Origin of the sequence: Nostoc sp. C057 (assembly GCF_013393925.1) — a bacterium.
Lineage (GTDB): Bacteria > Cyanobacteriota > Cyanobacteriia > Cyanobacteriales > Nostocaceae > Nostoc > Nostoc muscorum_A.
The window spans coordinates 3,492,064-3,518,589 of sequence record NZ_CP040281.1 but is presented as its reverse complement, the minus strand read 5'-3'; the positions used below and the strand labels follow the sequence as shown (position 1 = coordinate 3,518,589).

Here is a 26,526-nt window from a genome sequence, read left to right as displayed (position 1 = left end):
GGGACAAGGGGAAAGAATAACGTATGCCCAATTCCCAATTCCCAATTCCCCACCTTTAACTTGTTAGCAAAATAACTTTTCACGAACGGTCGTAAATGAGATGATGGGTTAATTAGAGAAAAAGGTAAACAATTGTTATTTTTCTCCTTCCGCTTCTGGTTGCAGAATAGCATTACAGTACTGAATGAGGGTTGTCAAGCGATCGCTAATCGCCTGAAGTCTCGTCTGTGCAGTCGATGCCTGCCGCGCTCCTTGCAAAAACATCACATCTATTGCCAACAAACGCAATTGCTTGCTCATTTCCGTTTGATAAGACTGCACTCGCCAGTTTTCATCAGCCAAAGGCACAATCTGCTGTCCGAAAAATTGCTGCAACGAGGCTACACGCACTCGCAGTTCAGGCGCAGCAATTTGGGTCGTTGTGGCATCGGAGCGTAATTGCTCTAGCAAGGTTACGAGTGCCAAATATTTCTCAGGGTTTAAAGACATCCAGTGCTAGTTAAGATAGTATTAGTGTCAAGTAATTTTTCTTTTACAATAAACTTTCTTAAAGGCCTATCAGCACTAAAAGCCTCAAATCAGGATTTGAGGCTTTGTTTGCCATCAATGGATTTTCAAGGTTAATAGGCGACAGCATTTTCTTAAGGTGATGCTGCCACTTTTATTTATCATTCACTTATCTACCGATCCTATCCAAACCCACTTGTATGAGCAGTCTAGCTATAAATTCATCAGTTGATCTAGCCATTCCGGAATGGTTAAAAAAATGTTTGAAGGAGTCATCGACAAGTAACGGCGAAGTAGAAGATGACCGAAGGCATAGTGATGCAGTTTTAATTGGTCGCGCATTTGAATTTGCTTACCAACTGCATCAAGGTCAATACCGCAAATCTGGAGAACCATACATTGCTCATCCCATTGCTGTAGCCGACTTGCTGCATGACTTGGGAGGTAGTGCTGCTATGATAGCAGCTGGATTTCTCCATGATGTTGTTGAAGATACAGAAGTTACAAGTCAAGAAATTGAAGAACGCTTTGGCGCAGAAGTGCGGCAATTGGTTGAAGGTGTAACAAAGCTTTCTAAAATCAATTTCACCAGCAAAACCGAAAGCCAAGCCGAAAACTTCCGGCGGATGTTTTTGGCAATGGCGCAAGATATTCGGGTCATTGTGGTGAAATTGGCAGATCGTTTGCATAATATGCGAACTTTACAATATATGTCAGAGGCCAGCCGCCGCCGCAGTGCCCAAGAAACGCGAGATATATTCGCGCCTTTAGCCAATCGCTTAGGGATTTGGCGAATTAAATGGGAACTGGAAGATTTGGCTTTTAAGTATTTGGAACCAGAAGCTTTTCGCCAAATGCAAGAGCTTGTTTCTGAAAAACGGACGGCGCGAGAAGAGAAACTGGCTAGAGCTACGAATATGTTGCAAGAGCGTTTGCAGCAAGCCGGAATCCGTTTTCAGGATATTAGCGGTCGTCCCAAGCACCTTTATAGCATTTACCAAAAAATGCACCGCCAGCAAAAGGAATTTCATGAAATTTACGATTTGGCAGCGCTGCGGATTATTGTTCAAAGCAATGAGGAATGCTATCGGGCGTTGGCGGTGGTTCATGATGCTTTTCGCCCAATTCCTGGGAGATTTAAAGATTACATTGGGCTGCCAAAGCCTAACCGTTACCAGTCGTTGCATACTGGGGTGATTGGACTAACTGGCCGTCCTTTAGAGGTGCAAATTCGGACAATCGAAATGCATCATATCGCCGAGTATGGGATTGCCGCCCATTGGAAATACAAAGAAACTGGAGGTTCTAGTATTAGCCATTTGACAGGGACAGATGACAAGTTTACTTGGTTGCGGCAGCTGCTAGAATGGCAAACTGATCTCAAGGACGCACAAGAATATCTTGATAGTATCAAGGATAATCTATTTGAAGATGATGTCTATGTCTTCACCCCTAAGGGGGATGTTGTTCCTTTAAGCCCCGGTTCTACCACTGTAGATTTTGCTTATCGCATTCATACGGAAGTTGGAAACCACTGTTCAGGGGCGCGGGTGAATGGGCGAATGGTGTCTCTGTCAACCCGACTGCAAAATGGCGATATTGTAGAGGTTCTTACCCAAAAGAACTGCCATCCGAGTTTGGATTGGTTGAACTTTGTCAGAAGTTCGGCGGCGAAATATCGGATCAAACAATGGTACAAGCGATCGCGCCGCGAAGAAAATGTTGCCCGTGGACGGGAATTGTTAGAAAAGGAACTAGGTAAAACTGGTTTTGATAGTTTGCTAAAGTCTGATGCAATGCAGATTGTTGCCGAAAAATGTAACTACCACAGTGTGGACGATTTACTTGCCGGTTTGGGTTATGGTGAAGTTACGTTGAACTTGGTGCTAAATCGTTGGCGAGAAGTGGCGAAGGGACAACAACCAGTTTCCACAGTGCCGCCATTTATCCCCAAAGAACCACCTACTACATCAAAAGCTTTGCGAGATGCGCCTCCAACTACTTCCCGCGCCAGTGATTCGCCTATTGTTGGGGTAGAGGGGTTGGTATATTATTTAGCTGGGTGTTGTACCCCGATTCCTGGCGAACCGATTATTGGTGTAGTGACGCGAGGTAGGGGGATTTCAATTCATCGCCAAGGCTGTCATAATCTAGAGACTGTGGAATATGAGCGCTTAGTACCAGTTAGGTGGAACCCAAGCGCCGAAAATAGTGGTCGTCCGCACACGTATCCAGTAGATGTTCAAATTGAAGCCCTTGACCGTGTAGGGGTGCTAAAAGATATTTTGTCACGGTTGAGTGACCAAGGAATCAATGTCCGCCATGCTCAGGTGAAAACCTCTGTTGGTCAACCTGCATTGATGGATTTAGGAATAGATATACGCGATCGCTCTCAATTAGAGCAAGTGTTCGTCCAAATTAAGAAAATGAGCGACATTTTGAATATCCGCCGCGTTGGTCAAATTGACGAATAGATGATTGGTGGGGTGCGTTAACGGGGTTTGACGCACCAGATGGCGATCGTTTTTAGGAATCGAACCGCAGAGGCGCTGAGGACGCAGAGAAAAGAGAGGAGGAAATAAATGTGCCGTGTGATTATCTAAGTGATTGCATTAATTAATACTGGTAATAGATTGCAACATTTTTTCTCGTTTCTTGCGGGCAATTTCTTGCAAATCAACAGTTCTATCAGTCTCATCTACAATTTCACCAGTTATCACCTCAAGCACATCTTCCAAAGTGACGACACCAGCGATGCTTCCATATTCGTCTACCACTACTGCAAGATGTTCACGAGCTTCTATAAAGTTTTTTAACAGTTTATCTGCCCGAATTATCTCAGGAACAAAGTTGACTTTTCGAGCCAGACTAGCGATTTTTTGATTGTTACTTCCTTCAACCATCGCTGTCAGTAAATTCTGTTTGAGAGCATATCCAATAATTTCATCCAGAGATTCATTTATTACAATAATCCGAGTATGTTGAGACGCAATAATATTTGCTTTCGCCTCAGCAAGAGTCATATTTCCATAAATATATGTCAGCATGATTCGGGGTGTCATTAAGTCAGATGCTGTCACATCATTTAATCTAAACACTCGCTGAATCATTTCTGCTTCATCGCTTTCGATAATTCCCTCTTGATGCCCAATCTTCGCTAACAGCTTGATTTCAGCCTCATTCGTGGTTGGTCTTTTTTTCCCTTTGGCAAAGGGTGCAGTCACATTTTCTAGAATCCAAACTAAGGGTGTGAAAGCAATAGCAAGTCCAGCTACAGGTAAAGCCGCAAGTATGGCGAGTTGCTCAGAATAACGCTCTCCAATTGTCTTTGGGATGATTTCACCAAAGATGATTATCAAGAATGTCAATATTCCTGAAAATACACCAAGCCATTTGTCTCCTAAAACCTGAACAGCAATACTACCTGTAAGAATACTACCAATGATATTGAAAGTATTATTGAGGATTACAAGAGCCGCAATCGGTCGATTCATATTTTCACGAATCGCTAAAAGTCTTACTGCGGATGGACTATTGGATTGCGCTAATTGTCTGACTCTCAGGGTTGAAACAGAAAACAGGGCTGTTTCTACACTAGAACAAATTGCTGAACCTAAAAGGATAACAAACACAATGATGAGAAGCTGTAGCATATAGTTTCCCAAATATGGGAAGCGAAAGTTGAGCTTAACTGATAGCGAAATGGGTTACTATCTTGTTATCTTCTAAGTTTACCGTTTTCTTATTTTAAGCTCATCGCACAGGAAGGCTTAATTGCTTTATTCCTATAGCACTAGATTTTAAGTTTGTAAGTATTTATACCATCTATTTGTAAGGCTGCACCAAATTTCCTTGGCTTCTGTTTTCTTCTTGGTTTCTTTCTTTGGGTCATGAGAACGAGGAGCGAGGATGCCTTATCAAGCTTATAATTTTCCGTTATTTTGTGTTTATTGGATTCCCAACTCAGTATTGAATAAGTATTCAAACTTACTCTTCAATAATTAATTTATCAAGGCAAATCGGTTTATTTTTATCATCGACTTCGATTAAACTAACTATTAACTGAAGCTTTGGTTAATTACTCTCGTGAGTCGTTTAAATTTCCTTGCCTAAAGACAAAATTTCTGGAAAGCTACTCTAAAAAATATCATAATTTACCTTATATATACTAATATTATATATTTGAATGCAAGAGTGATAACATTTAAGTTTCTGCTATAATATAAGTTTAAATTATCTCACGATTTAATAGGCTAGAGAAATTTTTAGAAAAAGCATTGTGTTACAACTTTATTAATCATTAAACTCCAGCTATAATAGTAGATAAAAAGATGAATTATGCTAGTACTTAATATCCTTCATTTAGTTGGGTCTGCACACAATAATTTTTACTGTGATTTATCACGTCTTTACGCCCAAGACTGTTTAGCTGCAACAGCAGATCCATCGCTTTATAACTTTCAAATTGCATATATCACACCTGATCGGCAATGGCGATTTCCTGACTCTCTCAGTCGAGAAGATATTTCTCTCACCAAACCGATTCCTCTGTTTGATGCCATACAATTTCTAACAGGTCAAAACATTGACATGATGTTACCACAAATGTTTTGTATTCCTGGAATGACTCAGTATCGTGCCCTATTCGATCTGCTGAAGATCCCTTATGTAGGGAATACCCCAGATATTATGGCGATCGCGGCCCACAAAGCCAGAGCCAAAGCAATTGTCGAAGCAGCAGGGGTAAAAGTGCCTCGTGGAGAATTGCTTCGCCAAGGAGATGTTCCGACAATTACACCTCCAGCAGTCGTCAAACCCGTAAGTTCTGACAACTCTTTAGGAGTAGTTTTAGTTAAAGATGTGACTGAATATGATGCTGCCTTAAAGAAGGCATTTGAATATGCAGATGAGGTCATTGTAGAAGCATTCATCGAACTTGGTCGAGAAGTCAGATGCGGCATCATTGTAAAAGACGGTGAACTAATAGGTTTACCCCTTGAAGAATATCTGGTAGATCCCCACGATAAACCCATCCGCAACTATGCTGATAAACTTCAACAAACTGACGATGGCGACTTGCATTTGACTGCTAAAGATAATATCAAGGCTTGGATTTTAGAACCTAACGATCCAATCACCCAAAAGGTTCAGCAAGTGGCTAAAAGGTGTCATCAGGCTTTGGGTTGTCGCCACTACAGTTTATTTGACTTCCGGATAGATCCAAAGGGACAACCTTGGTTCTTAGAAGCCGGATTATATTGTTCTTTTTCCCCCAAAAGTGTGATTTCTTCTATGGCGAAAGCAGCCGGAATCCCTCTAAATGATTTATTAATAACCGCTATAAATGAAACGTTGGGCAAGTAATACAACAGAATTCGAAATTCATTAGTCAAAATGAGCTTGTTCGTAATAAGGACTTTAGTCCTGTCTTTGGGGACTGAAGTCCCCACTACAAACTATTTATTATGGTTGATTCGGCAGACATCATAATTACGAATTACCAATTACGAATCACTTAGTCGCCCCCTAATTCCACGAGTTTACCGATATTAAAATCGATTTTTACCCAACCTTTGAGTTGTTGCAGATTTTGTAGCAAAAGTAAAGTAATCTGCCAATGGTGCAAAGTTAAAAATGGTATCGGATCATCCAGGCGATAAATAGCATCTGTACCTCTGACTAATCTCCCAAACCAAGTTTGCAATTGTTGCCCAGAGCGAATCCCAGTCAATCGCCAGATTTCGTGATATATCCAGTAAGTGGGCTTGCTATCTGCAAGAGGTTCCAAGGGTGCAGCTAGAGGAGTTTTACCAAGATAGGCTTCTGCAACACCTGGGTGATTGTAGAACATTGTGATCGCCGAATGGGTGCGAGGATTACATTCAATGGCATAAGCTGTACCATCTTCAGCTTGGATAAAGTCAAGAGATATTTGTCCAGTCAGCCGTAAACTTTTGACGAAATGTTGTACCCATTCTTGAATTTGGGGATTTTCGACATTTTCATAGTTAATCTGAAACGCTGAAGAATTTGAACAGCAATGCAACCTTAATTCGCCGTCTCGGACTGTGCTATGGGTGCATAATTCTTTCCCAGGAATAAATTCTTGCATAATCCAAGGTTTTTCTGGGCTGATGGGTAAACTCTTGACAAACGCTGCTGTCTCTTCTGGAGTATCACAAGGAAGTTTGGTTAAATTTAAGCGGCGAACTGAGTCGTAAGAAATACTCTTAAGAATATATTTGCGCGTTTCTTTACTAAAATCGAAGTTGATAACTTGTTCAGGATCGGTGATTTTAAATGATTTAGGGACTGATAAACCAAGCGATCGCGCCTGATCGGTAAAGGCAAATTTATCATCCAGCATCTTGGTTATATCAGCATCGAAGTGGAAAACCTCACAATATTCTGAGAGTGCAGACTTTGCCAAAGAGTCGTAATAACTAGCTACAGGGCTGCATACGGGTACATAAACGTCAATCTTCTCTCGTTTGACAATTGCCAATAGCGCCTGAGTATAGCCTTCTGGGTCGTCTTGTGGTGCAGGAACTGTATAAAAACGACTCACAGCATTTGAGAATCTATGCCCTGATAACCAGTATTTATGACCTTCAATCAGAATAACTCTGTGTCCGGCTGCATGGAAGGAGCGGGCAAGTTGTAATGCTTTGGTCATTTTGCCGCCACTGACCAAGATATTCTGGGGATGGGCGGCTACAGCAGGTTTTTTTGTAAACGGCCCCCACATCAGAGATATCAATACTATCAAAGCATTAAGCGGCAAGGCTATCAGCAGCAGTGTTAGAGTCCCGATAGTCTTGAATAGAGCTGCTATTTTTATCCTCACACCCTTTGATGGCGTTGTGGATTGAGGAAGAGATAAAGAGATTGATTGTGCCATAAATTTTTCCTTGACGTGGAATGCGGTTCTTTTATAGGGACGCACAGATGTGCGTCCCTACCGGATATTGCATCCAAATGAGAACTGCTATAACATCAGATGCCTTGAATTGAGAAGCGCATGCTATACCAAGCGTCTAATCAGGGTTATACCATCTCGTATGGGTAACAGAACTTGCTCTACACGAGGATCTGCGGCGACAATGCGGTTGAATTGAGCGATCGCTTCACCATTGGCTGTACGCTGTTCTGATGGCAGGTAGACTTGTCCTTGCAACAAAGTATTATCTACACAGATTAATCCGTCGGGAGCTAGTAAATGGCTATCCAAGATAATTTGGAAGTATTCTACATACTCCTTTTTATCCGCATCAATGAAGATCAGATCAAAGGATTCTTTTTTAGCCGCCAGCTTGTGCAGCGTCTCTAGTGCAGGTGCTACTTCTACAACAATCTTGTGGCCGTGGGGAGACTCTTGAAAGCAAGTTTGAGCAAACTCGGCCACGTATGAGTCTACTTCACAAGCAATCAGTCGCCCATCATCTGGTAACGCCTCTGCCATTGCCAAAGCTGAATATCCTGTGAACATTCCCACTTCTAGGATGCTTTTAGCCTTAGTGATATGCACAAACATCTTTAGTGTTTGTCCTTCAAGATGTCCTGAGAGCATTTCTTGCTCTAATTGACGCACTGTTTCACCATCACTGAAGCGTTTACTCCAGTCTTCAATGCTTGTCTTCTGCGCTAGTGCTGTCAATGCGGTCGATTCAGGGGTAGTGCAATCATCCAGATAAGGATCTAAACCTGCTGCTAATTGCAACCCTTGGCGCAGAGAAGTCAGTATCTCTGAAGGAATCTTACTTTCCTCTGCCATTCTGAGGGTTTTTTGTAGCTGTGCTACCAGAATGCTATGTGGCGTTATTGGTCTTGCGGTATCTCGTCCTAAAATACTGGTCATGTTTTCACACTCCCAATAGTTTGGATTCTTCTTGAGCTTCTATATAAGCGTCAATGCCATCTCCGCTACGAGGGTATGTAGCACACAGACGTTTATGTTCAGCTAAAGCTGCATCTAGTTCTTCACGGGTGAAATCGTTGACAAAGAAGCACTCACCAATGGGTTTAGGCATAGCTGCACGTTGTTTCCCGTCTCGCGTCAAACTAATAGATTGGGTAGCATACCAGAGCAAATCGCCATCTAGTAGAGGATGATCGATTGATAAACCTATACGACTCATCAAGCTCAAAATGCGATCGCGTTCTCCTGATGTAATGTAGCCACGTCTTGCCGCAATAGTTGCAGACAAAGCCATATCTATATTGACGGCATGACCGTGAAACAACGGTATCATCGGAGCTAATTCTAAGGTCGGACTCCAAGTATGACCATAGGCAATGACGCGATCGAGGTCTAACTCATGCAAGTTTGGAGTTTCCAACTCCAGCATAGTTTTTATTGCCTCGTAATTGAGTTTATGTGCGATCGCTTTCAGTTCCTTTGTGCCATTCACATATCCAAAGTGAGTGGAAAGCAACTCTTCGCCATACTCATACAACAATTCAAAGACTTCAGAGTTCGCCACAACAGCAATTTTGACCAACTCTGCCATCCCATTACGAACTTGAGCCGTTGGTAATGTTTGCAAGAAGGAGAAATCGAGGATAACTTTCAAAGGAGCATGATATGCACCCAAGCGATTTTTTAACTTGCGATGGTTGACTGCAACCTTAATTGCCACACCTGCATCAATCAAACCAATCAGCGTTGTCGGAACCCGAATGTAGTTACTCTTGCGGCGGTAAGCAGCGCACGCAAACCCAGCTACATCAGTGGTTAAACCACCACCCACTACTAATACTGGTTCCTTGCGGATTAAACCAAAGTCAGAAAAAGCATCAACAATTTTCTCAAAGGTTGCAAGGGTTTTAGTAGGCTCAGTAATCACAATGGGAACTACGGTCAGATCAATACCATAGTGTCTAAAATATGACTTGATTTGCTTGCCATATAATCTGTTGACATTGGCATCAATTACAGTCAGACAACGGCCAAACTTCTCATAGCTGTCTGCAATTTCTCTGTTACTGATATCAAATGCACCATTGACATAGACAAGACTAAACTCAATTTTTTCGTAACCTTCCACGCGAAATTCAGCTTCCGTTGCTTCAAACGATGCTTGAACATTACTCATTATTATTCACCTTGATAGAACTGAAAAATTTGTGAAAATTCAGGCAATATTTGAGATTTACCCTGATGTATGGCAATAACAAATTATGCTCATGAATGCCAAAACTTTTAGGCATTCTAAAGCCAGCTTTTACTAGAAAAGCTTATTATTATTACCGAGCGATGCCACTAAATAGCACCGTTATTGATCTAAATTCTGTAAGCTAACCTCTAATTTAAGGTTGCCCCAAGACTAATCAACTAGTCCCATTAAGAATTTATCGTCATAACGCTTGCGCTCTTTTGGGATTGTTGACCTGAATTCGGCAAGTTAACCTTAAATTTAGATTAACTTTACTATTAACTCTGCTATATCTATCTATAGATATAGAGGTTTGACAACTGTTTTAATTCGCAAAATTTCTAAGAGAGAAAACTGGATAAATAGTTTATCTCCAGGCTTCCATTTAAGATTACAGCCCTGATTAACCTTCAGTTCGCTGTTTTTTAGCATTAGTCTCGAACCTTTTATCGCTAAACTTGCTACACTCTGTTTTACTCAGAGTGCCAGTGGACTTCTAGTTTATTTTAGTTAACTTTCTGTTCAGTATTTAATATACCAACGTCAGTAACTTTTGAAAACCCAAAATTTTAATTAATCAGAGTTACTAATTACACATATCAGTTTAACTCAAGACATGAGTCATTTTATATTTACAAATCTTAAAAAAGAGTTAAATTGGCTTTTTCGTTCAAAATTATAGGATTTCAGCTTAAATTAAGAGATGATTTTCTGGTTAATAACATAAAAAGTGATATGTGTATTCTGCCAAAAGTATATGAAGTGAATATTTTTTTATACTAAAAGTTGATTCTACCGATGTAGTATATACCTCAGTAATGATGGATGATTAATATTAATGAGTGTGTATATTCGTTCTAATCCCTATGCAACAGTTATTTCCCGGAGAGGTATTCGCCAGCACTGCTGATTTTGACATTGGTATTCGCCAACTGATACCCAGATACGATGAGATGTTGGAGGTAATTAGCCGTTGTCTACCTTCCACAAGTCTGCGGATATTAGAATTAGGTTGTGGTACAGGCGAACTTAGTCTCAAAATACTCAAACGTTTTCCAAATGCCCAAGTAATTGCTTTAGATTACTCACCTCGAATGTTACAATTTGCCCAAGATAAAATCACAGCATCTGGATATCAAAAACGTTGGGTTAGTACACAAGCAGACTTTGGTGATTGGGCAAATAATCCAGAAAAATTAGATATTGGTAGCAAATTTGATGCTTGTGTCTCATCCTTAGCAATCCATCATCTCCAGGATGAGATGAAATTAAAGTTATTTAGCCGAATTGCTGCTAGCCTCACTCAAGATGGCTGTTTTTGGAATGGAGACCCAATTTTACCAGAATCATCAACCTTAGCAGAAGTTTATCAGGCTGCACGAGAAGAATGGTCAGTTGAACAGGGAACCAATTTAACAGAGATTCGTGCAAAGCTTGGTGCGAGCAGCACTCAAGGTTACTCTAGTCAAGACCAGCTAGCTAGCTTAGATGCTCATTTACAGATGTTGAGCAAAGCTGGATTTAAAACAGTTGCAGTACCTTGGAAATATTATGGTCTGGCGGTGTTAGGTGGCTGGCTATGAAAATTTTGGTTTTTGGATACTGGATTGGGAATTTACCTGTCCCTAATCGATATTTATCGGATTAGCAGACTTATGGTAACAAAACAGTAATAAATAACATTATTTCTCTTGATTAGAACTAATATATAGACGCTTTAGGTCTGTAAAGGAGGTCTTGCTAACTCACGCAAAGATTTTGGCTGAGACTTACGGTATCTAAGCCGTCCTTGTGTTTTGATGCAATATTCCCACATCAGAAGTACCCATGAGGGTACTATCAATCCTCTACAGACCTAACCGAAAATACAGAGTAGAAAATTTTCTTTAGATAAAGAAACCAGGGACACGCAATTTGGATTCGTTTTTCTGCGCCTATCTCCAGTGGGGTTAAAGCCACTGTTTGCCATCACTTAGTTTTAAAAGGAGAATATCTTGGATGGCTCGAAATAAAAAGAAATCAGCCGGGTTTAAGTATGAGCATCCACTTGTGTCTAGATGCCCGATTTGTTGTATTATCCCGCCCCATATACTGGAACATGTCGTTGTAAATGGCAATCCTCAACAGCGTAATTGGGCTTTTCGTACATTAAATGTTTCGGCACAGTTTCGCGGACGGAGAGATGTCATAGGTACTGTCTCATTTGCACCTTCTCCGGGTGAAAAGCGCCGTACCATCTACGATGCAAAATATGGTCAGCAACTTCCTGGTACATTAGTGCGCGGTGAAGGCGATCCTCCGAGCAGTGATGTAGCAGTGAATGAAGCCTATGATGGTGCTGGTGCTACTTATGATTTGTTTTATGAGATATTCGATCGCAATTCCATTGACGATAAAGGGCTACGTTTAGACTCCACCGTGCATTATGGCGTTAAATATGACAATGCCTTTTGGAACGGCGACCAGATGGTTTATGGCGATGGCGACGGAGAACTGTTTCAACGCTTCACCAAGTCAATTGATGTAATTGGGCATGAGCTAACTCATGGTATAACCCAGTATGAAGCGGGTTTACAGTACTATGGCGAACCAGGGGCACTAAATGAATCGTTTTCTGATGTCTTCGGTTCCCTGGTGAAACAGAAGATCAATAATCAGACCGTACAAGAGGCAGATTGGCTCATTGGCGAAGGTCTGTTAGTAGCAACTGTCAAAGGTGTTGCCCTGCGATCGATGAAAGCACCGGGAACAGCTTATGATGATCCAGTATTGGGTAAAGATCCTCAACCAGCCCATGTAAAAGATAAATACACTGGTACTGATGATAACGGTGGCGTGCATATCAACTCAGGAATTCCTAACCATGCGTTTTATTTAGCGGCTGTTAGCATTGGTGGCTATGCTTGGGAAAAAACAGGCAAAATCTGGTACATAGCTTTACGCGATCGCTTGAAAGCCAAAGCAGATTTTAAAAAAGCTGCCAACGTCACCATTCAAATTGCTGGCGAACTCTACGGTAATGGTAGTGATGAGCAAAAAGCTGTACAGGATGCTTGGCAAAAGGTAGGAGTTATCTAGAAGTTATGAGTGAGGAGTGAGGAGTCAGGAATAAATAGTCAATACCTTCCACTCCCTCACTCAACACTCAGGACTGATAAATCTGTTGTGTATTGTTGCTAAAGTGGGATGTGAGAACTATGGTCTCCCATTTTAAGTATTTATCCCAACTAAATAACACAACGGAGAGCAAAAAATGCGGATATCCTTTGAACGCACAGGTGGCTTTGCTGGAATCAGCAAGAAGACAACCGTTGATACAGACACTCTCCCGCCAGATGAAGCTGCGACACTTCCCCGCCTGGTGGAAGTTGCAGATTTATTTAGGCTACCTGAACTAATTACCTCGCCAAATCCCCAGAGCGATCGCTTTCAGTATAAGTTAACAGTCGAAGATAACGGTAAGCAGCATACAGTGACTGTCAGTGAAGCAGCATTGCCAGGAACCTTAAGACCCCTGATTGAATGGCTGCAAAGCGTATCACAAAAAAGGTAATTTGCTGAAAAACTTAAATTAAGACTGACTTAACAATTCAAAAGTCAAAAATAAATTCTAAATGGATTGTGGTGTGATGAATGAATAAACCAATCAAGCGAGCTTTTTTAGACACCGAAGATGGACAAATTCTTTACCGTATTGGTGGCGAAGGAGAACCTTTATTATTATTGCATCAAAATCCCAGAAGCAGTGATGAATTTCGTGAGCTAATGTCTATCTTTGCTCAGACAAGACGTGTCATTGCTATGGACTTTTTAGGACTAGGTGATTCTGATAAACCTCCAAGACTTTACTCCACCGAAGACTACGCAAAAACTGTTATTGCCCTTTTGGAAGAATTAGGTATTTCCAGTATAAGCATCCTGGGAAACCATACGGGTGCTTTTGTGGCAGGAGAAGTGGCGGCAGCATATCCTGAAAAAGTAGATAAACTTATATTATGTAATGCTTTTGGCTTCGATGAAGAAGGAAAAACAGCTTTATTAAAAAGATTTAATGACGGTTTCAAAATAAAAGCAGATGGCTCCCACCTCATGGAAAGATGGTCAGCCCGCGCCCAATATGTAGGCTCTCCCGAATTAAATCAACGTTGGGTTTTAGACGATTTAAAAAGCTTTGGCTATCCTTTATATGCGATTTGGGCTGTACAAGATTACTGTTTGAACGCGCCAACAAGATTTAAATTAATCAAGTCTCCTACCTTGATTTTATGGGGAACTGAGGATATGAAAACCTTTGACAAGCTAGGTTTAGCCAAAGTAGAAAATAGATATTTTGTTTCTAAAGCAATTCCTCATAGCAAGGTGGTTGAGATTGAAGGCGGAACTATCTGTATGATGAATCAAATGCCTGAAGAAATATCGCAGATAGTCATAGATTTTCTAGAAAATTCAAGTATTTAAAATTTTAGATAGGTGTTTGACAAAAAGATTATGGCAAGAGATCATATTGAGTTTATTCAATCAGCAAATGTCATCCAAAAAACTTGGCTTGTAGATGGTTTGCTGGAAGGTGGACTGACACGTATCTTGAGTTTTGATACTGAAACTGGTGCGTCTACAGAATTAATTGAGTGGACACAAAATTGGGAGAGTAATTCAGGTTATTTCAATTGCGATGTGGAAATCTTTGTCCTCAGTGGAGAAATACGAATTGGGCAACTTCGCCTCGGACGCTACACTTATGCCTTTATTCCTGAAGGTGTCTGTATTGAAGCATGGAATATTAGCGAAAATACTAAAGCTTTGTGGATGCCTGAGCGCCATCCTAGCTTTACGAAATCACTGAATGATGTACCAAAAGCAAAAAGAGAATTATATATACCCTCGTATAGTTCAGAACTGATTCCTTGGTCTGCTACTATCACCCCTGGCTTTCCCCCAGGAGCAATGAGAAAAACTTTACGCAAGGGGGTAGAGGGTGGAAGAAGCACTTGGCTTTTAGGCTGTTTACCACAGTTCGTCGAACCTTTTGCAGAGTATCATCCCATTCCCGAAGAGGAATTTGTCCTCCAAGGTAGCCTCACAACACAGGCTGGTCACATGACTCCAGGTTGTTACTTTTGGCGACCGCCATTGATTTCACACGCCCCAGCATACACAGAAACCGGATACTTTGCTTTAGTGCGAGGAGGCAACCCCCATCTTTCTTACCATGCCTGGGAACCGCCATTACATACATACTATCCTTGGGATTGGAATAAATAGATGCCAAATTATAGAGTAATCTTGTCTCTACTTTAAACCTGCAAATACTTTCATGTAGAGGAAATTATTCAAGACTGGGAGCGTTTCAAATACCGCCCGGTGGGTGAACCTAAAACTTGCCCATTGTTGTAAATCAGATTTCCACGTAAAAAAGTACTTTTTATCCTTCCAGTTAACTCTACACCTTCAAATGGTGTATAACCTTGTTGTGACTCAGACTCAGCCGCACGTACCACAAAGGTTTCATTTGGGTCTACTAGCACCAAATCAGCATCATAGCCAACAGCAATATCGCCTTTTTCTAACAACCCAAACCGCCGCGATGGGTTCCAAGATAGCGACTCAGCCATCTGGTTGTAAGACATCCCCCGCTTGCTACCTTCACTAAATACACCAGAAAGTAAATATTCTGTACCGCCAAAACCAGACTTTGCTAACCAAATATTATTTGGGTCTTTAGCACTTCTTTTTTGTTCAGCAGAACAGCAAGCATGGTCGCTAACTATCCAATCTACTTGATTGTTTAGTACTGCTTGCCACAAGTATTCCACATCAGCGCGAGGACGGATAGGAGGGTTGACTTTTGCCCAAATACCATTAGGAGTATCGACATCTAATAGCAAATGTCCAACAGTAACTTCTCGCCGAAAATTGATATGGGGAAAAGCAGTTTGCATAGTCAAAGCTGCTTCCATTGCTTTACGCGAACTCAGGTGCAACAAATTGATATTTGCACAGTTAGTTTCATTGGCCAAATAAGAAGCAATGAAAATTGCTAAACCTTCTGAATGAGGAGGACGCGCTGCACTGTAAGCGTGTAATCCGCTCAGACTAGAATCATTTTCAACTATTTTGGTATAGGCGTTGAGAATTTCTGCAACTTCGCAATGCAAACTCAAGCTGATGCTATCTCGCGCTTCTGGATGTTTTTCCATCAAGCGAGTTAGACCTCGCATAATAAATTCAAAATGGGCGAAATCGTACCGTTCCTCTTTATTAATCATCAAAAAGAGGTTTTGCTGGTCTGATAAACCATGCAACCCATAGCCGCCATAAAACATAAAGATTTTAAACGAAGATATACCGTATTCCTCAAACAATAAAGGTATTTCGTCGATATGCTGGCTAGCTATAGGTGCAATGTGATAGGCGTAATCTACAAAAAAATTACCTGCGGATAATGCCAAAACCTCTGGAAAAAAATCGCGGTAGGAGCCGCCTTTGTTAAGATAATACTGCCCTGTACGGATGTAATTTAAGCTGGTAGTTACGCCTCCCATTGCGGCTGCTTTGCTTTCAGTCAGAGCATCTTTATCAAGGGGTTGATAAATACCTACGTGCATGTGGGCATCTACGACTCCAGGAAAGCCTAGCAGGTTTTTGCCATCAAATACCTGTTTGCCTGTGTCTGGGCTAATATTAGAGGCAATCTGAGCAAATTTTCCATCCTTAATGCCTAAATCAAGTAGTTCGATTGCATCCTGATGGGGACGAACTACCCGCACATTTTTGATAATTTGATCTAATAGGGGAGTTTCAGACACAGTAGACCTCACACTAAAATGAGTTTAGTCAGGAATTCCAACATCGAATCGGGACAAAGACCAAATCCTATCATTATATATAACGGTTTTTTATGAAATCATCTTCAGGAGAAAAAACAATGGAAAGCTTTAATGAATATAATATAGACCCAAATCAATTTACTTTTCTCAAAATATTTGAAGATAACTGGCAAGTGATTAGAGAGGAATTTAAACGCTTTATTAACCAGGCATCTGATGAAGAGCTAAAGTTAACTTACGATATTCTGGGGCCTAAAAGTAAAACAATTAAAACCAAGGGTGATGCAAAATACAGCGCTTTTGGTATTTTATTTCAAGGTCTTTTTATTGAACAATATATTCAAACTTATCAAATACAATATCCTGATTATAGGCCAGATGAGGCATCAAAAAAAGCACTTTTATTAAGAGAGAAGTATTTTCCAAATTTAGCTAATTTGATAAAAAATGTGAACTTTATTGATGATGATATCATCAGAAATGTCTATTATGGTACATTCCATCCAGGCTTGGATATTAAGCTGCATGTAAACTATAACCCTCATACAAATCGTGGGTATTTGGGATTAATAATTCCAGAGGGAGATGTGGCTATGAAAATATGTCATGATCAACTTTATTGGCATGAAGGAAAATTCCTGGTTTTAGATCATAGCTATCCCCATTGTCCACATAATTACACCAATTATGATAGAACTGTTTTGGTTGTAGACTTTTTTAAACCGGATAAGCCTAGAGATGAAGTGATCCGATTTGAGAAAGAGCAAGTCACACAACGAATGCAAGATAATCCTTACAGCTTAGGTGTTTTTGGTAAAAGCGATAAAGCTAAAGAAGAAGATTTTATCAAGTATGGTTTAGCTCATCAGTTAGAGTGGGATAAAGCTTTATAAGCATAGTGTAATGCACCTTAGATTGTTGATAGTGCGTTAGCTCAATAACGAACCCTAAGTTTAAATTTCTCAACATAGCTTTTAATATTTGCACCGAATTAGTTGTATCAATGAATATACAAATCTACAAAAAGTTAATAGCAAATAAACTGAATCAAGATTTTAAATCTGCAATTAAAATTGTTGAAATTCCTATCTCTCAACCTGCTGCTAGCGAACTTTTAATTCAAAATAAATTTGCTGGCGTTAACGGTGGCTTTGACACCTTACTTTGCCGTGGTGATGTTCCATATATTAACTTAATTCCTCCCTTTGATTTGGGTGTGGAAGCTGTGGGGAAAGTTATCGCTATGGGTGAAAATGTCAAAGATTTTCAAATTGGTGATGCTGTCATAACTACGGCACGTGGCGGCGGTTATCGAGAATATCAGGTTATCGATGCAAACTTAGCAGTGAAGGTGCGGGAAGCAACGCCAGAGTTGCTAACACTAATGCCTACAGGTGTATCAGCTTTGGTTGCATTGGAACAAGTAGGGGAGATGAAAAGTAATGAAGTGGTTTTAGTGACAGCCGCCGCCGGGGGAACAGGTCATATTGCAGTGCAATTGGCAAAGTTAGCCGGGAATCATGTCATTGGTACTTGTAGTTCTGAGGCGAAGGCAAAGTTACTGAGAGAATTAGGGTGCGATCGCATTATCAACTATCGCACAGAAAATCTCAATCACATCCTCAAGCAAGAATACCCCAATGGGATTAATTTAATTTTTGACTGTGTAGGTAAAACCGTATTTGATACCTGCGTTGAAAACTTGGCAGTGCGGGGACGCTTAATTGTAGTTGGTTTCATCTCCGAATACGCAAAAGATGTAGAACAAATTACACAGGCACGCATCTATCATCAGCTATTTTGGAAAGCTGCTTCTGTGAGAGGCTTTCTCATGCCTCATTATAAAGAATATATGGCTGAGGCACGCGATCGCCTATTAAACCTGTTCTACACAGACAAACTCAAAGTTTCCGTTGACTCAACACGGTTTCAAGGCATAGAATCAATATCCGAAGCTGTAGAATATCTCTTCAGTGGTCAGAATTGTGGCAAAGTAGTTGTGAGGTTTTAAGTCACACAACATTAGTCTATATCTAGTTAGCGCGGGGGAGAATGACACAAGACTCAGAAAATACTTTAAAAGTTGCTCGACAAGCATTTGAGCATCTTACGTATGGTATGGCAACTGGAGAGTGGGAAGCATTGTTAGATATGCTCACAGAAGATTTTACCCTTTGGTTTCCAATGGGTAAATTCCACGGCTTGAATGTCGGTAAACAGAGAGCTAGAGAATTTTTCGAGTACGTTTTTGAAGCCTTCAGTCCTGGTTTGAACCTGACTGGTTTAGACCGTGTTACTAGCAATGAAACAACGGCTGTTTTTGAGTTTCGAGATGAGGGACTTTTGTTTGGACAGCTTTACAAAAATCGGGTAGCGGTTTCTTTTGATGTACGTGGAGACAAAATTTGTGGCTATAGGGAATACTTTGGCAGCGATGGTAAATCCTATTAAATAATTCGTAATTACGAATTACGTTAGCGCAGCGTTAGCGAGTCCGCGAGCGTCATTACGAATCATTTAGTTTCTCTCTGGGTTGAGTTGGTTAATTTCTTTGCACTTAGCTTCTGCGGCTTGATATGCTGCCAAATAGTCTTGACCACCCAACATCACATCACCATAATATTCATAGGGTGGCTCACCATAGATTGGTAATGGTTCATCTTCTGGATAATCTTCTTTCGATTCTTCAATGATGGCTTTCAATTTTTTAACCGTTAGCCTTTGTGCTGCAAAATACCAGAGTTCTTGGGGATTTTTGTTCAGGTGCGGTAATGTGGGATCGATAATGCGTACCTCAGAGGCATCGCCTAGTTCAATCCAACTGTGTTCAATCGGCCTGTATGGCTTTCCCACAAAAGTTAAAAATCCTTGGACATATCTTGCTCCCTCAGTAGACAATGCTGCTTTGTAAGCATTATCAAACGGAGTGCTAGCTCTGCTGTTTATGCGTTCAGCAGTTGTGATTGACAGCGTTTCATCCAGTAGTTTGTTCATCAATAGCAAGGATTAGAGCAGCCATGAGAATATATTACCACTCATGGGCACTGGGAAATGAGGTAGAAATAATCAATGACAAATGACAAATGACAAAATCTACTTTGTATTAATCACCATCTGTAAATTTCTTAACAAGTCGCTTGAGGTGTAGGGCTTGGACAAAAGGGTTTTGACACTATTACCAAGGATTTTAATCATTTCATGATTGGAAGCTAATCCACTAACACCAATAATTTTGATCTCTGGATTAATTTTTTTCAACACATTGATGGTTGTTGGCCCATCCATGTTTGGCATCATCATATCAATCAAGACTACACTAATTTCTTGTTGATATTCTGTATATAGTGCGATCGCATCAATACCATCACTAGCTACTATAACTTTATAGGCATTTTTTTCTAACCAGGTTTGAGTAACCTCTCGAATTGAATCTTCATCATCAACCACGAGAATCAATTCTCCATGCCCCGGTGGTAATTCATCTCCAGCTAATTTACTATCTGTCTCCATTGTTTGCGTGACGGGTAAGCAAACTTGAAACTCTGTGCCTTTGCCCACTTCAGTCACTACATTCACAAAACCGAAGTGGCTTTTTATAATCCCAAGCACTGTTGAAAGACCAAGCCCTGTGCCTTTTCCGACTTCTTTTGTTGTGAAAAATGGCTCAAAAATTCTATCTACTATTTCTCTCTTAATTCCTATGCCTGTATCAGAGATGCTAATCATTACATAAGAACCTACCTTAGCATCAATATTCATTTTGGCGTAGTGACTATCAACCCAAAAATTCTTCGCAGAAATCTTTAGGATACCGCCATTAGGCATGGCATCATGAGCATTGATACATAGATTCATTAGCACTTGGTGTAACTGAGTAGCATCGCCAAAGATATTCCATAAGTTTTGCTCAGAAACATCAATACGGATTTCAATAGCTCTGGAAAATGTTTGCTTAATAATATTTTCAATTTCTGAAATCAAATACCGTACCTGTAAGGTTTGAAAGTTACCTACAGAGCCGCGTGAAAACCATAACACTTGTTTAACTAAATCTGCGGTGCGTTTAACATTTGTTTCCATAATTGTTAGCCATTGCTGACTTTTTTCATCTGGAAGCTGTGCCTCTAAAAGTTGCACTGTCATCAACATAGGTGTTAGTGCATTGTTAAGATCGTGGGCGATACCACTTGCTAGAGTGCCAAGGCTCTCCATTCGCTGGGCGCGGAGAAACTGCGCTTCAAGTTGTTTTTTCTCTGTAATGTCGGAGTTGACAATTAGGACGGATTTAGCTTGTCCCTCATTATCATTTACCAGTGTCCATCGGCTAGCAACGATAATCTCTTGGCCTTGTTTGGTAACTTGATATAACTCACCTTGCCACGAACCATGTTCAACTAAAGTTTTCTGGATGTTTTTTAGTTGGCCAAAACTTTGCTTTTGATACAAAAACTGATTGGCATTCTTGCTCAATGCTTCTTCTGCCATCCAACCGTACAGATGTTCAGCCCCTTTATTCCAAAATTGAATTTTGTTAACCAAATCTTGAACGATAATTGCGTCTGTGGTGATATCGAGCCAAGCTGCTTGCTCACGAATTTTTTGTTCTGCATTTTTGCGTTCACGTACCGCAGCTTGCTGTTCGGTAATATCAATTACAAAGCCCGCCATCCGAGCAACTTTGCCTGTAGAGTCTAAAAAGATATAACCATTATTTTCAACTGTGATGTAAGTGCCATCTTTGCGAACGACGCGAAACTCAAGGTGGAATCGCTCTTTTGCGGATAAAATGCGGTTAATCTCTTCATTGAATAATTTTCTATCATCAGGATGAACTAACTCTAACCAACGCTTCAAACCTCCTAACATCTCAGGCATAGAGTAACCTAATATTTGCTCTACATTGCCACCATATTTAATATCGTTGGTATCCAAGTACCAGTCGTAGAGAATTTGACCACTCGCTTGAATTAGTGCTTGGTAGCGATTGTTCCACTCATCTAATGCAGCTGAATGACATCGCAGTTCTTCTTCTACTCGCTGGCGCTCAAAGATTTCTATTTCTAAACGTTTATTTTGCTCTGTGAGTTTTTTTGTGAGGTTTCGTAAACGTAAATGGATATTTACCCTAGCTAAAACCTCTTTATTTTCTAGAGGTTTAGTTATGTAATCTACTGCCCCAAGGTTCAAACCTTTGATTTGATCTATCTTATCGGTTATAGCAGTTAGAAATATTACTGGAATATCTTGAGTAGCTGGATTTTTTTTCAAAAGTCTACAAGTTTCAAAGCCGTCAATTCCTGGCATTAATACATCCAATAAGATTAAGTCAGGTAAGGCATTCTCTGCAATTTCAATGGCATTCATTCCATCTTCAGATACTAAAACCTTCAAGCCGTAATATTCTAAAAGCTTAAATAATATCTCTAAATTAATAGGGGCATCATCAACTATTAAAATGACATTTCTTTCATCTTTGTTAAAATTCATACTTGCCTCCTATTAAATTTGTTTTAAATTTATCGAATTTGTTGATATTTCAAATCTTTGGCAAGTTGACAAACATGGTTGGCAAAGGGCACTTCATCACCTAATTCTTCGGGAGCATTCCAATGCAAGCAAATTGACCAAGATGATATATTGTAATTACGATTGATTGTCTACAAGATGCTAAGTGAACGCTCCCCCAGCCCCTCTCCATGTCGGAGAGGGGAGTAAAAAGCTGAATTTTTCGTTGCTCCTCCCTTTCCGTTTCGGAGAGGGAGGCTGGGAGGGAGAGGTTCGTCGAACTCACGCTTTATTAGGTACCCTGCGAGAACGCCAAAGGCGATCGCAATAACAGCTTATACTTTTACACATTTGGGTGACTCTCACTTGTGGGAATGAGAAAAAATTTTGCTAATTAGGCTATCACTTGGCTGATTTGGTGCATCACATCTTCTGCCAGATTTTTTAGATATGCACGAATTTTGGACTAGAAAGCAAAAAGATTTAATTAAAAGCAAACTATCTCCAGGAAATGCCTATATAAAGCAGAGCTTATAGGTCAATACAGTTCAGTTAAGTATTTCTTCTTTCTCTTGGCATCTTTGGTCTCCTTCTCTGCGAGACACTGCACGATGGCGGTAGCCTACGGTAAGCCCTACGGATGACGCTCGTTCCTCTCTACGAGACGCTGCACAAACGCTAACGCTGCGCTATCGCTACCGCTACGCTAACGCCAGAGCTTTACCCTTAACTGAACCTTATTGGTCTATATTCTATGCAATTGAGAACCGCTATAAATAAAATATGTAGAAAATTTAAGGTAGGCCAGCTAGCTGGCCTACCTTAATATGTTTATCTATAAAATCATGGGGTTGTAGGGGTATCAAGTTTTATGCGACTGGTCTTAGGACGACAGGGGCTTCCCCAACAAATCTGTCCAGAAGGCATATTCGTCAAAACAGTACTACGAGCGCCAATCACAGCATTAGCGCCGATTTGCACTCCCGGCCCAACGAAACAATCTGCTGCTACCCATGCACCATTGTTAATAGTAATACTCGCTGTTTTTAACCCAAAAGCAGGATCTTGGAGATCGTGACTACCAGTACAGAGGTAACTTTTTTGGGAAACTACGCAGTGTTCACCGATGTGGATCTGATCGAGGCTGTAAAAAACTACGTTATCTCCAATCCAACTGTAGTTGCCAATGGTAACTTTCCAAGGATAGGTGAAGCGGGCGGTGGGCCGAATTAATACACCTTTGCCGATACGAGCGCCAAATAGTCGTAGCAAAGCACAACGCAGAATATTTAACGGTTGAGGAGTAAGGGGAAATGCGATCGCTTGTACAAGCCACCACAACAATACATACCAACTTGGCCGTCCCCGATCAAACCAAGATTGGTCATATTTGCGTAAATCTACAAAAGGTTGGTCATTTGTCATTGGTCATTGGTCATTTGTCATTAGTTATTAGTTATTAGTTATGAGTCAATAGTCAATAGCTTTACCTCTGCTCCTCTGCTCTCCTGCTCCCCTGCTTCTGCCTTTGGGGTAGTTGCAGTATTTAAGTGGCCACCACAATTACGTAATTCGTAAAGTTTAACGCCAATTTGATATTCATATTGACTCAGCAAGCGTGCATAAATATATCCAGCTTTGCCATCCAAAAAACCGCGTTGAATTATATAAAATAAAACAAACCGTAAAATGGGTTTAAATGGCAGGTGTACCCACACTTTTTTCAAAAAGCGCTTACGTTGCACTGCATCACCAAATAGATTCGCGCCGATAGTGCCGCTATCATCTTTACCTGTGAGAATATTAAAATAAACGCTGGCTTCCCAATTGGAATAACGATTGTGCCGTTCTAGCCAGTGATAAAGGTCGCGGAAGTCCTCGTGGAGCATATCATTTTTGAGATACCCAACTTTGCCCTGCAAAATCACATGTTCGTGAACTTCGTTGTCACCAGTATTAGGAATATCTTCTGTATTTAGGTTTTCGTAGCGACCTTTTTTATGCTGAAATAAACGAAGATTCCAATCGGGATATTTCCCACCGTAACGAATCCATTTTCCTAAGAAAAAGACGCGGCGGTTGAGGTAATAACCTGTATATTCTTGATTTTGAATTGCTTGGTCAATTTCTTCCCACAGTTCGGTGGTGATGCGCTCATCGCAATCTACAATTAGCACCCATTCGTTACGGAAAGGTAAATTATCTAAAGACCAATTTTTCTTTTTGGGCCAGCCTCCATTGAAGTTGAATTGCACAACATTAACACCGTGGCTTTTCGCAATTTCAATGCTGTTATCTGTACTTTGAGAATCTACTACAAATATTTCATCTGCCCTGCTGAGGCTCGCAAGGCAGGCTGGCAAGTTTGCTTGTTCGTTTTTTGCCGGAATTAATACAGAAACTGGTATTTTAGATGACATATCAGTATAAATTATGTTATCGGTTATTTCTTATTTGATGTAAATAAAAGACCTTGAATAGCAGCATTTAAGTAACCAATCTGACCGTAAGCATATACAAGTTTGTCAAACCGTTCTGCTGGATCAGAAAAATATTGCAATGCTTTATACAAGCCCCGCACAAACCGTTCGCTACCTCGCTGCAATTGAGCGATTCCAGCTTTACCAGCAAGTTGTTCTCGATAGCATTCACTGATACCCTGCCACCAGCCTCGATTTAAAAACCAAGTGCGTTGTAGGCGTTCTGGGGCAACATTGTGAGCAACCAGTGCTTCAGGAAGATAAGCAACTTGCCAACCACGCTGTAGGGCAAATTCGGTCATTTGCAGTTCTTCATTTGATAATAGATTTTTCCCCACTCGGCCGAGATGAGGATCAAAACCGCCAATTTCTTCTAGGAAACTGCGGCGGATAGAGTAATTTAAGCCTCTGGGTGTTAAGCCAGGTTGCTCGATGTAGATGTTACTGTCACCCAAGTCGTATGCACCCAGATTTGCCGCCAACCCTGGAGATAGCCATCGTGGTTGTTCGATTCCTGGGGGCCATAAGAGAGTGACTTTTCCACCTGCGATCGCTAATTTAGAATTATTGTAATAGGCAGAATATAAAACTTGTAGCCACCCAGGGCTAGCAACAGCATCATCATCCAGATAAGCCAGAATGTCGCCACTAGCTACTTTTGCGCCTGTGTTGCGGGCGACAGATAAACCGATAGTGGGTTCAAATACATACTTCAGGCGCGGATTGTGGGCCCTTTGTTCTACAACCTCACGGGTGCGATCGCTAGATCCATTATCAACTACCACAATTTCAAAGTCAGCAGCAAAATTCTGCGCTAAAAGACTATCAATTGCAGCCCCTAAATAGGTATCTCGATTGTGGGTACAGATAATGGCAGAGATTTGGGTGTCTGGCATAGATTTTATTTTGGATTTGAGATTTGGGATTTTAGATAAAAATCTTAAATCCAACGCATACCTGCTGAGAGTTAATCTAAACCAAAAATTACCGACCCACCAACCGAGTTTCTTCGGAAATAATCTTTAAAACTTCACGTTTGTTGAATATGACTGTGTAAAACTACAAGTGTTTGGGCCAGTTGACTCAGGCGGGTTTCTAAAGATTGCTTGCGCCCCAAAAGTTGACGTAACTTTTGGTAACGTGCGATCGCCATACTAACATTAGCAACCTGATCTGCTGGACATGGGCGTGACCAGACTTTACCAGCATCGTCTACACCACAGAGGCGGTAGCCAGTAATGGATGATTTATAAGATACTTTCCCACCAGTGGCGCAAATTTCTTCTACATAGTTCATCAGGCGGTCAACTTCTGCATGGCGCAGTGTTGCGGTTCCTCCAGGTTCTGGTTCGCTGGGGTTGGATTCTAACCAGCCATTGACAATTGGCCCTTCTAAGTAAATATCCTGAATTTGGTTCAAAATATTTTGCAGTTCTATTTGCCAACCAGCAACAGTTTCCTGAATTTCTTGTAATAGATTCATCGCCAATGCTGGATTTGCTCCGTGGCGATGGTTACTAAAACTTGGAGTTTTCAACTTGGGTAAGCTGGGTGTTTTGCCCCCATTCTCTTGTGTTTGAAAGGTCTGCACAGAGTCATGGTGAGGAAAGAAATTCTGTTCATGGGGATAATCACTCTCAGTATCTACACCCAATTCAACTGTTTGTTCTTCCTGAGATGATGGAGTTTGTGTACTATCTGTGGATTCGTTGGCTCCGACACTGATTCTAAAAGAAAAAGGCCGTTTTGTCGTCGAATCAGTTGCTTCGGCGGCAGAGGCAGTACCGCGATTCCCTAAATCGTGTAGAGTTGCTTCTATGCGTTTTAAGCCTGCGTTCATAAAGAAAGACATCCTAAATTTTGCTGTCCCCAATGGTGTTGAAGAAGAGGCAGGGGGGCAGGGAGCAGGGGGGATAATTCACATGGGGATTCGACCCAATAGAACTAGAACCACACTTGGTTGTTGTGGGGGAATCAGACCCATGTTCTGCTTCGCTCCACAGCAGAGAGCAGGGATCATTTCCCCTTGCTCCTTTTCCCCCTGCCCCCTGC

22 protein-coding genes are annotated in these 26,526 nt (G+C 41.0%); 10 read left to right on the top strand and 12 right to left on the bottom strand.

All coding sequences use genetic code 11. The features are described from left to right. Positions 1-135: 135 nt before the first annotated feature. Positions 136-489, bottom strand: coding sequence for a heterocyst frequency control protein PatD (patD, locus tag FD724_RS15185; RefSeq protein ID WP_114083453.1), 354 nt, complete (start codon positions 487-489; stop codon positions 136-138). Between the two features lie 218 nt (positions 490-707). Between patD and FD724_RS15180 the strand changes: the two genes are divergently transcribed. Beyond that, the gene (locus FD724_RS15180; protein WP_179073204.1) at positions 708-2,981 is read left to right on the top strand and encodes a bifunctional (p)ppGpp synthetase/guanosine-3',5'-bis(diphosphate) 3'-pyrophosphohydrolase; all 2,274 of its coding nucleotides are present in this window, start codon (positions 708-710) and stop codon (positions 2,979-2,981) included. Between the two features lie 138 nt (positions 2,982-3,119). Here FD724_RS15180 and FD724_RS15175 read toward each other — a convergent pair whose 3' ends face one another. Further along, a complete protein-coding gene (locus FD724_RS15175; protein ID WP_179073203.1) occupies positions 3,120-4,160 on the bottom strand; it encodes a hemolysin family protein in 1,041 nt (346 codons plus the stop codon). Between the two features lie 685 nt (positions 4,161-4,845). On the opposite strand from FD724_RS15175, the gene FD724_RS15170 reads away from it, so the two are divergent. Then, positions 4,846-5,871: a D-alanine--D-alanine ligase gene (locus tag FD724_RS15170; protein WP_179073202.1), complete on the top strand. Its 1,026-nt coding sequence runs from the start codon at positions 4,846-4,848 to the stop codon at positions 5,869-5,871. A 151-nt stretch (positions 5,872-6,022) separates the two neighbouring features. Here the strand turns inward: FD724_RS15170 and FD724_RS15165 are convergent, their stop codons facing one another. The 3 genes from FD724_RS15165 to FD724_RS15155 form a co-directional block, all read right to left on the bottom strand. Continuing rightward, entirely contained in the window at positions 6,023-7,408 is a 1,386-nt protein-coding gene (locus FD724_RS15165) for an ATP-grasp domain-containing protein (protein ID WP_179073201.1), read from the bottom strand. A gap of 123 nt (positions 7,409-7,531) precedes the next feature. Then, entirely contained in the window at positions 7,532-8,365 is an 834-nt protein-coding gene (locus FD724_RS15160; RefSeq protein WP_179073200.1) for an O-methyltransferase, read from the bottom strand. 4 nt (positions 8,366-8,369) lie between these two features. Continuing rightward, positions 8,370-9,602, bottom strand: coding sequence for a sedoheptulose 7-phosphate cyclase (locus tag FD724_RS15155; RefSeq protein ID WP_179073199.1), 1,233 nt, complete (start codon positions 9,600-9,602; stop codon positions 8,370-8,372). 926 nt (positions 9,603-10,528) lie between these two features. On the opposite strand from FD724_RS15155, the gene FD724_RS15150 reads away from it, so the two are divergent. The 5 genes from FD724_RS15150 (at position 10,529) to FD724_RS15130 (ending at position 14,924) form a co-directional block, all read left to right on the top strand. Further along, complete coding sequence (locus FD724_RS15150; protein WP_179073198.1) at positions 10,529-11,245, top strand: trans-aconitate 2-methyltransferase; 717 nt, start codon at positions 10,529-10,531, stop codon at positions 11,243-11,245. Positions 11,246-11,660: 415 nt separating this feature from the next. Then, on the top strand, positions 11,661-12,740 hold the full coding sequence (locus tag FD724_RS15145) for a M4 family metallopeptidase (protein WP_179073197.1): 1,080 nt from the start codon (positions 11,661-11,663) through the stop codon (positions 12,738-12,740). Positions 12,741-12,915: 175 nt separating this feature from the next. Continuing rightward, entirely contained in the window at positions 12,916-13,215 is a 300-nt protein-coding gene (locus FD724_RS15140; RefSeq protein WP_179073196.1) for a protealysin inhibitor emfourin, read from the top strand. Between the two features lie 80 nt (positions 13,216-13,295). Beyond that, positions 13,296-14,120 (top strand): alpha/beta fold hydrolase, encoded by an 825-nt coding sequence (locus FD724_RS15135; RefSeq protein ID WP_179073195.1) that lies wholly within the window; start codon positions 13,296-13,298, stop codon positions 14,118-14,120. A 30-nt stretch (positions 14,121-14,150) separates the two neighbouring features. Next, the gene (locus FD724_RS15130) at positions 14,151-14,924 is read left to right on the top strand and encodes a DUF4437 domain-containing protein (RefSeq protein WP_179073194.1); all 774 of its coding nucleotides are present in this window, start codon (positions 14,151-14,153) and stop codon (positions 14,922-14,924) included. A gap of 68 nt (positions 14,925-14,992) precedes the next feature. On the opposite strand, the gene FD724_RS15125 is transcribed toward FD724_RS15130, so the two are convergent. After that, complete coding sequence (locus FD724_RS15125) at positions 14,993-16,468, bottom strand: amidohydrolase family protein (RefSeq protein WP_179073193.1); 1,476 nt, start codon at positions 16,466-16,468, stop codon at positions 14,993-14,995. A 119-nt stretch (positions 16,469-16,587) separates the two neighbouring features. On the opposite strand from FD724_RS15125, the gene FD724_RS15120 reads away from it, so the two are divergent. From FD724_RS15120 to FD724_RS15110, 3 genes are all read left to right on the top strand, one after another. Then, the gene (locus tag FD724_RS15120; protein ID WP_179075520.1) at positions 16,588-17,382 is read left to right on the top strand and encodes an aspartyl/asparaginyl beta-hydroxylase domain-containing protein; all 795 of its coding nucleotides are present in this window, start codon (positions 16,588-16,590) and stop codon (positions 17,380-17,382) included. Between the two features lie 110 nt (positions 17,383-17,492). Further along, positions 17,493-18,500, top strand: a complete 1,008-nt coding sequence (locus FD724_RS15115) for a zinc-binding dehydrogenase (protein WP_179073192.1) — start codon at positions 17,493-17,495, stop codon at positions 18,498-18,500. A gap of 41 nt (positions 18,501-18,541) precedes the next feature. Then, positions 18,542-18,940, top strand: coding sequence for a nuclear transport factor 2 family protein (locus FD724_RS15110; protein ID WP_114083467.1), 399 nt, complete (start codon positions 18,542-18,544; stop codon positions 18,938-18,940). A 66-nt stretch (positions 18,941-19,006) separates the two neighbouring features. Here FD724_RS15110 and FD724_RS15105 read toward each other — a convergent pair whose 3' ends face one another. The 6 genes from FD724_RS15105 to FD724_RS15080 all read right to left on the bottom strand — a co-directional run bounded on the left by FD724_RS15105 (position 19,007) and on the right by FD724_RS15080 (position 26,314). Beyond that, the gene (locus tag FD724_RS15105; protein ID WP_179073191.1) at positions 19,007-19,483 is read right to left on the bottom strand and encodes a hypothetical protein; all 477 of its coding nucleotides are present in this window, start codon (positions 19,481-19,483) and stop codon (positions 19,007-19,009) included. A 99-nt stretch (positions 19,484-19,582) separates the two neighbouring features. Continuing rightward, on the bottom strand, positions 19,583-21,976 hold the full coding sequence (locus FD724_RS15100; protein WP_179073190.1) for a response regulator: 2,394 nt from the start codon (positions 21,974-21,976) through the stop codon (positions 19,583-19,585). Between the two features lie 861 nt (positions 21,977-22,837). Then, complete coding sequence (gene hpsU, locus FD724_RS15095) at positions 22,838-23,419, bottom strand: hormogonium polysaccharide biosynthesis acetyltransferase HpsU (RefSeq protein ID WP_179073189.1); 582 nt, start codon at positions 23,417-23,419, stop codon at positions 22,838-22,840. A gap of 38 nt (positions 23,420-23,457) precedes the next feature. Continuing rightward, on the bottom strand, positions 23,458-24,414 hold the full coding sequence (locus FD724_RS15090) for a glycosyltransferase family 2 protein (protein ID WP_179073188.1): 957 nt from the start codon (positions 24,412-24,414) through the stop codon (positions 23,458-23,460). A gap of 23 nt (positions 24,415-24,437) precedes the next feature. After that, on the bottom strand, positions 24,438-25,370 hold the full coding sequence (locus tag FD724_RS15085; RefSeq protein WP_179073187.1) for a glycosyltransferase family 2 protein: 933 nt from the start codon (positions 25,368-25,370) through the stop codon (positions 24,438-24,440). A gap of 134 nt (positions 25,371-25,504) precedes the next feature. Then, the gene (locus FD724_RS15080; protein ID WP_179073186.1) at positions 25,505-26,314 is read right to left on the bottom strand and encodes a hypothetical protein; all 810 of its coding nucleotides are present in this window, start codon (positions 26,312-26,314) and stop codon (positions 25,505-25,507) included. Positions 26,315-26,526 lie beyond the last annotated feature (212 nt).